We start from the raw sequence: 6,586 nt of genomic DNA, 5'->3' as shown, positions 1-6,586 counted from the left end.
ACTCCGAGCCCGAATTTAGCCGAGCACACCTCCTGCAGTGTGCTCAGATCGAAAGGGAGCGGAGCGACATCCCGGTCACGCTCGGTCTCTACAGAGAGGGTTGTAACTGCCTGGCTATTTTTCAGAGCATTGAGCGCGGCAGTTGCCGCACTCTGATCAAGGCAGCGGCCGTCCTCATCTACGACTGACTCATCTGCGACCCACTTAGCCAGGAACGAGTGCCCGGCAGTCCGGAGCTGAACGTCTAGACCCCAGAACGGCTTGGGTATGAAGTTTGAAATCTCTCGATCCCGGTCGACCACTAGGCGAAGGGTAGGGGTTTGAACGCGGCCTACTGAAAGGACACCGGTGTAGCCGGCCTGTCGTCCGAGTAGAGTGAACAGCCGAGAGAAGTTCATACCGATCAGCCAGTCCGCTCTGGAGCGTGCGAGGGCGGAGAGATACAACGGGTAGGTTTCAGAGCCCTGTTTAACGGTGCTGAGTGCCTGGCGGATGGATGCTTCATTGAGGGCAGACAGCCATAGTCTTTGAATCGGTCCCCGATAGCCACAATACTCGATCAGCTCGCGCGCGATCATCTCCCCCTCGCGATCAGCGTCCGTCGCGATAACGAGCTCGGTGGCCTGCTTGAGTAGCTGCTTGACGATCTTGAACTGGCTGGCGGTTTTCGGCTTGACGAGTACTTTCCATTCCGCAGGCAGGATTGGGAGGGTGTCCAAGCTCCAGTTTTTCAGATGCTCGCCGTAGGCATCGGGAGGAGCTGTTTCAAGCAAGTGACCAATTCCCCAGGTGACGATAACGCCTGTCCCTTTGATACAGCCGTCACCTCGTGTTTTGGCTCCGAGTACAGCGGCGATGTCTTTACCCTGGCTGGGTTTCTCGCACAGATACAAACGCATAAAAACTCCGATGAGGTTTTGTAGCTCAAAGGAGGAACGTTGCCTGCTTGCAGTACTGAATGCCTTATCAAACCATTCATCCGTCCGAAGGGGTTAGCTGAAGGGGGCGTCCAGTAAGTATCCGTGTGTAAGAGTCGCTGCAATTTTCGTGTGCCGTTCCACGCGAAACCGATGTTGCGCCACGGGTGAATATGGCCACATGCTGTCTACTTAGAACTCACATCAAAGCCTTGCAGAGGTATTTGACTTTTGTGAGAGTATAATGGCGTTGAAGTCCACGTCCTTGCTTCCAGCCTTTCCTGGTCCCAGACCTTGTCTCTTACAGCTTCGTGTAGCATGCCGATGTAGATTGGAGTTTGACCGCGTCTGTGTTTTGGGCGAAATAAGTTGTATATATCGAAGCTTTCAGGTTTGAAGTATCGGAAATGATCATAGCCTTCAAAGTCGACTTCGTAGTGCTCGAATAAATGCTCCATCAATTCAAATGCGTCATGCCCGTCCACATCAAGATCGTTCTGAACGTCACTCGCCAAGCTAAAGGTTTCAAAAGCTCTTTTGTCGAAGCCATTTAGCCCATCAATCTCATTGACGATAAAGTCAATTACTCCATAGTCAACTATCTCGATGCTCATGGCTAAAATACCTGATCAGAAGGATCTACGATAGAGTTATAGACTGTCACTGTTTTGTACCCTACGATGCCAAGCTGGGTGGCTGTATACGTCCACCCTAAAACAGGAACAGCTCTAGCGATAAATGCCCCAACGCTTTTTGTCCATCGAATTTTAGGCCAGTAGCCAACGATGGTGGGCCACCTCTGTCCTTTAGGAAAGGTTTTACCTCTCAAAAGACGTCTCAATACGAGCGATATAACAGAGGTTCCGCTTACGGCATTTGCGAATTTACCTCGGGTCGGAATCACATTAGATCCAATTACAACTGCGAAAGCTGCAGCGGCATCATCGATCCCCAGTTCTTCCATTGTGACCTCTATCGCGATCACCCAAAGCAGGTGGTTGGCGGTGTAACCGCCGTCTCCGTCATAGCAATAAATTCTAGCCACCTAGACCATCCTATGCATAAGTGCTATTTTTAGTTCGATCCCAACCTGCCGAGATCTGCCCGATGGCAAGTCCTGTGGTACGACTTTGTTGTGAATATACGAAGTTTACTTTGGCGTAATCAAAATTAATCACCTCTTCGGGAAATGCTGCAGGTTCATGTGTGAGTAAGTTGCCGCTATAAACGCCACTCACTATGACCTCCTCGAACGTAATCTCCATATATTTCTGCTTGTCACCACCCGCACGATGGAGGCTGAGGACTACTTTCTTTATGTGTTGTCCAGCGCAGCATGCTTGGAAAATCTTGGGTGTTGCACAGTCCACTATCTTGACAATACTAAAGTCGCTTAGGTAGACCCTACCAACGGTAGCGCCACCTGCGGAGCTTGCGGTCCTTGATACGTCTTGAGAAGCCGAAAGATTATACGAAGACACTTCGATCCAATCGTTATGGGCCGAGTCTTTGGATTCGCCGGTGATGCCGTCAATCCAGATAAATGCGTCAAAGGCCATTCCTGCTCCTTGGAGTCTTATCGCTTGAGATGAATGCAGGTTAGCGCGTTGACCGCGAGCTTGCCACGAAAAAATGTGCTGTCTGTTTTTGATTAAATAGCGCTAGTCCGGGTTGTCTCGGTCAGTGAGCACTGCGCGACTGCCGTGTGATCGGCGGGCCAAGTCTGTAGAGTGCAGTACCTGCCTATCCACTGACAGCTCCAAGTAACACCTACCGACAAATTAGGACCAAAACTGTCGCTGCTCCCAACCTACCAATAAGCCAAGCTCTGAAGTGTTCAAACCCGCTTTTGCCATCACTGCTGTAGGGAGCGTTGCTATCAACTGCTTGAACCGGATTTTCCAATCGGCTGTGGCGTCTATCTTCAAAAGCAGAGCCTGGACTACAACAGCTCTGGCAAAAATCCGTCCACGATCGTTGTGGGATGGGAACTCTGCCTTGATCGCATTCGCGTAGATCGGGGCATCAGCGGTAATTGACGCATTCCAGAGGCGGCCATGATGAGCGCAAACATTTCGCAGGAGGGTGGTAGATTTCAACCAGGAAACAAGCACAGACTCGTCATAGCCAAACTTTGCTGCCACGGTCTTGCGGTGATCAATGTGCAAATCTCTAAATAGTCGGGATAGCTGGCCAATAGTCATTGCTTCGAGCACCGTCCATACCGGTGGCAATGCCGGTGTGTTGTAGCTGCGATAGTAATGCTTGACCGATGCGTTACCATTTTCTCGTAAGCCGAGCACCTGTTTCAAAAGGTCTCGATGTGCCTGTCCATCTTCGAAATGAATGGCGTCAAGGTAGAAGTGCGGTCCACATGCCTTGTCCAGAGCCAAGGTATTGATAATCGCAGAACGGAATGCAACCTCAATGCGGTCGATCCCATCCAGGCACACAAGGCGTAGTCGTCGATCAAAGTCGTATAGCTGGAGGATGTCATCGAACTGCACATGTGCATAGAACCGCTTATGTATGTCCTGCAGTGGACGCATATACATCAGCAGCCGATGATGACCAATAAACTCAAGGGCCTGTGTGGCTTTGATCTTCTGCCCTCGTGTTCCAAGCCCTTTCAGCCTTAGATGACGCAGTAGAGCGTTGGGCGACTTAGCAGGTTTCAGGAAGAAAAGCGGGACTTGAGGCATGCCATGGCATCCTGCGGGCATTGAGGAAAACTGGTAGCGGAAATAACTAACCCCCTGGTGCGCAGTACGGGACTGAGGTCCCGCCCGAGGCGTGGGGGCTATTCTTGGGCCAATCATACGTCACATCATAAGTCGTTGACAAGCGTGTCAACTTTTCGCTCATTGGTAAGCCACAGCTGCGCCGCTGGGCACTGCCACTGGCAGCGTAACCCCTACAGCACCCAATGACGGAGTGAAGAGGTTGCCCGCAGATGCGGTGCCGATGGCCAGCGATCCCCCAGTCAAATCAATCATTGCCGCGACAAGGCCAGGAGGTGGTGATCCGAAGAACGCGTAACTTCGTCCAGCATCGATCACTCCATCCACTCCAGGGTAACGAGCGTACCAAGTTGGCAGATCCAACTGGTTATCGGCCACCGTGCCTGACTCAGCTTTGTGAGTGTAGGCGTACTCAGCCAAGGCGTTCCTGTAGACCAGAACGTTATGGGCGATCAGCGATACGTTCACGGTGTCAGCGATTTGTTCTGCCTGGTGGGTCTTCTCATAGACCATTCCGAGCACTGCTGTAATGACCACCATTGCAAGCCAGTAAATGTTCATTCAACGACCTCGATGACTGCTACGAACCGTGTCAGAACTGGCAGCAGAAAATGGTGGCGTAATCGTTCTGGCCGACCACGAGACCCGGAGTGCTGCTGAATCTTTGGCCTGAGCCTGTCGTATCCCATCCCATTTTGGTGTACCCAACTGGACAAGCGTATGTGGTGACATCGTTCGCGTCGTAGCCTGGGATGGTCATTGCAGTGCATGTGGGTGCACTTGAACCGTTCACCACCCAGACCTGGTTATCACAAGAAAGCGATCGCCCCGTACTGGTTCGACCAACCATGCCGTTTGCAGCACAGGCTGTGCCGGCAGTTGCAACGCCATTGAGCTGCAGGTATTCGCCGACGGTCGCGCGACCTTCCGAAGTCACTGTCCCACCCCGGATGTTCCCGGCTGTGTAGAGGTTCTTGTCGCCATAGACCCGAACCCAGTCCGAGTCACTCATGTACCAGCCACCACCCCACTTTTCGCTGTACCAGCCTGTGTCGCCCTGAGTGCGAAACCAACCGCCTGTGACAGTCTCTCCTGATATTCGGGCAGCGGCACCCGTGAGGTTCGCCGAGGCATTCACCGACTGTGCATATACATCGCCTGCAGCGATAACGTTGCTCTGGGTTGTGACGTTCCCCGACGCACTCACATTGCCCTGGGCTGTGACAGATCCCGACGCACTCACATTACCAGTGGCGTTGACTGATCCAGCAGTGTCGACATTCCCTCCAACCGTCACTGTTCCAGAGGCGTTCAGCGCAGCCACATCGTTGACATTGTTGCCTCCCATACTGAGCGCCGTGTTCATGCGATTGAGTTCAGGCTTTCCTGGGATGGCGTTGCGGTACAGATAGTCGTTGGAGAGCGTGCCATCCTGGAGAAACAACGCACTCGCAGTGTGGCCAATGCCTGGGTTGATGCCGTAGTTGCTCAGCGCAAGTTGCCAGCCGCCTCGTACTCCTTGAATAACGCCAGTGTTGTTGAGCGGGATGAAGCCACCCGGCGCGCCCATATTTTCCGCAATCGTCCGGGTACCGATCTCATCGATGGCCTGTCCACCGGTAGTGATCACGATGGATTCGAGCTGGTTGACGTTCACCCTTCGGGCAAGCACGACGAAGCTCTGCCCGAATGCATTTGTGTCACTGAAGCTGGCTGGCAGATAGTTGGTGTTGCGTAGCATCTGAGGGGTAATCGTCGCGGGTGTGGTTGTGCCCGCCGATCCATAGACCGTTGAGAAATTGTCCTTCAGGTATTTTGATGCGGCCTCTGCGATCTGCTGCTGTTGCTGAGCTGCGATCTGATAGTTCTGCGCATCCATTCTGTCTGCGACCAGCGAAACGCCTATGGCCGACGCAATGGCAAAAATGATCAAGCCGAAGAGCAGCTCGATCACCACAAAACCGGTTTGTCTGGTCTGGCCGGGCTTGAGATGATTCATCCCCAGATGCTCCTGTTCGATTGTTGATCCACATCCTGGCTAACCATTGCGATTTGGTTTGATCGGATCTTCTCGCGAATACCAGGGCCGTCAGGCCCAGTCATTGAAAGGCTCTGGATCTTCAGATGTCGCATTTCGCCTTCACCCTCGAGGGCAAGCGCAGCTACCGCTACCAAACCCTGCGACAGAATTGATCGGACGTTGCTGATGGACGGCTCCGCAAGCGTCGCTATTCGCTCGATCGCCTGCGGTACGGTTCCCGCGTGAACGGTGGTGATGATGAAAAGGCCATTGATCGCCGCTCGCACTGCCTCAACTGCGGTCGGGGTGTCTCTGATCTCACCGATAAGCATCATGTCCGCGCCAGAGCGAAGTCCCCTCATCAGAGCCTCCTCATAACCCCCATTGCGTCTTGAAACCTGCATCTGGATGCAACGACCAGGTCCGTGACGACCGTTCAAATCTGTCTCAGCCGGATCCTCTGCAGCCAACGCGATCCCACCACACGCAATTAGCCTGGCGATGATCAGCGAAGCCGCGCTGGAGGTCTTACCGGTGCCTATCTCGCCGCAAAAAATCACCAGGCCGCGCACATGCTTCGTCAGCAACGATTCGACGAGGTCTTCCGGAAAACCCAATTGGTCGAACTGCCGCACCTGCGCATTTGATTTGCGCACTACGAACACAGCCTCGCCGAAGGCATCAGGTATCTGAGTGACGCGCAGCACAGTTCCGTCTTTGATCAACGAGAACTCAGGATCCTGATGCACTTCAAAGTGCTTGGAGCATTCCTCCCGTAAAAGCTGGGCGCTTTCCCTCCAGCTTTCCGGAGCCTCGACACGTCCGCTCTGGCCGTCCAGGCCTTTTACGTCCGTGAAATCAGGCCCCAGGTAGAGGTCCACAAAGGGCGTGTCGATAATTGGGTTCAT

At 53.3% G+C, this 6,586-nt stretch carries 8 protein-coding genes; all 8 read right to left on the bottom strand.

The features are described from left to right. Nucleotides 1-899 (bottom strand): DNA topoisomerase (locus ALO80_RS31955; RefSeq protein WP_235812459.1); only part of this gene is annotated, 899 nt, incomplete at its 3' end. A 206-nt stretch (nt 900-1,105) separates the two neighbouring features. Further along, nucleotides 1,106-1,531 carry a DUF1493 family protein gene (locus ALO80_RS08390; protein WP_055008642.1) on the bottom strand — a complete coding sequence of 142 codons (426 nt, stop codon included), beginning with the start codon at nt 1,529-1,531 and terminating at the stop codon, nt 1,106-1,108. Between the two features lie 2 nt (nt 1,532-1,533). Then, the gene (locus tag ALO80_RS32480) at nt 1,534-1,962 is read right to left on the bottom strand and encodes an STM2901 family protein (RefSeq protein WP_083493193.1); all 429 of its coding nucleotides are present in this window, start codon (nt 1,960-1,962) and stop codon (nt 1,534-1,536) included. Nucleotides 1,963-1,972: 10 nt separating this feature from the next. Continuing rightward, nucleotides 1,973-2,476, bottom strand: a complete 504-nt coding sequence (locus ALO80_RS08385; RefSeq protein ID WP_055008641.1) for an Hcp family type VI secretion system effector — start codon at nt 2,474-2,476, stop codon at nt 1,973-1,975. Nucleotides 2,477-2,698: 222 nt separating this feature from the next. After that, entirely contained in the window at nt 2,699-3,619 is a 921-nt protein-coding gene (locus tag ALO80_RS08380) for an Abi family protein (RefSeq protein WP_055008640.1), read from the bottom strand. A gap of 159 nt (nt 3,620-3,778) precedes the next feature. Continuing rightward, a complete protein-coding gene (pilM, locus tag ALO80_RS08375) occupies nt 3,779-4,219 on the bottom strand; it encodes a type IV pilus biogenesis protein PilM (protein ID WP_055008639.1) in 441 nt (146 codons plus the stop codon). 31 nt (nt 4,220-4,250) lie between these two features. Next, the gene (gene pilV, locus ALO80_RS08370) at nt 4,251-5,657 is read right to left on the bottom strand and encodes a shufflon system plasmid conjugative transfer pilus tip adhesin PilV (RefSeq protein ID WP_055008638.1); all 1,407 of its coding nucleotides are present in this window, start codon (nt 5,655-5,657) and stop codon (nt 4,251-4,253) included. Then, nucleotides 5,654-6,586, bottom strand: a complete 933-nt coding sequence (locus ALO80_RS08365) for an ATPase, T2SS/T4P/T4SS family (RefSeq protein ID WP_055008637.1) — start codon at nt 6,584-6,586, stop codon at nt 5,654-5,656. Before ALO80_RS08365 ends, pilV begins: the two co-directional genes overlap by 4 nt.

This window comes from Pseudomonas caricapapayae (genome assembly GCF_001400735.1).
Taxonomy (GTDB): Bacteria; Pseudomonadota; Gammaproteobacteria; order Pseudomonadales; family Pseudomonadaceae; genus Aquipseudomonas; species Aquipseudomonas caricapapayae.
This window is presented reverse-complemented; position numbering and strand designations above follow the sequence as displayed.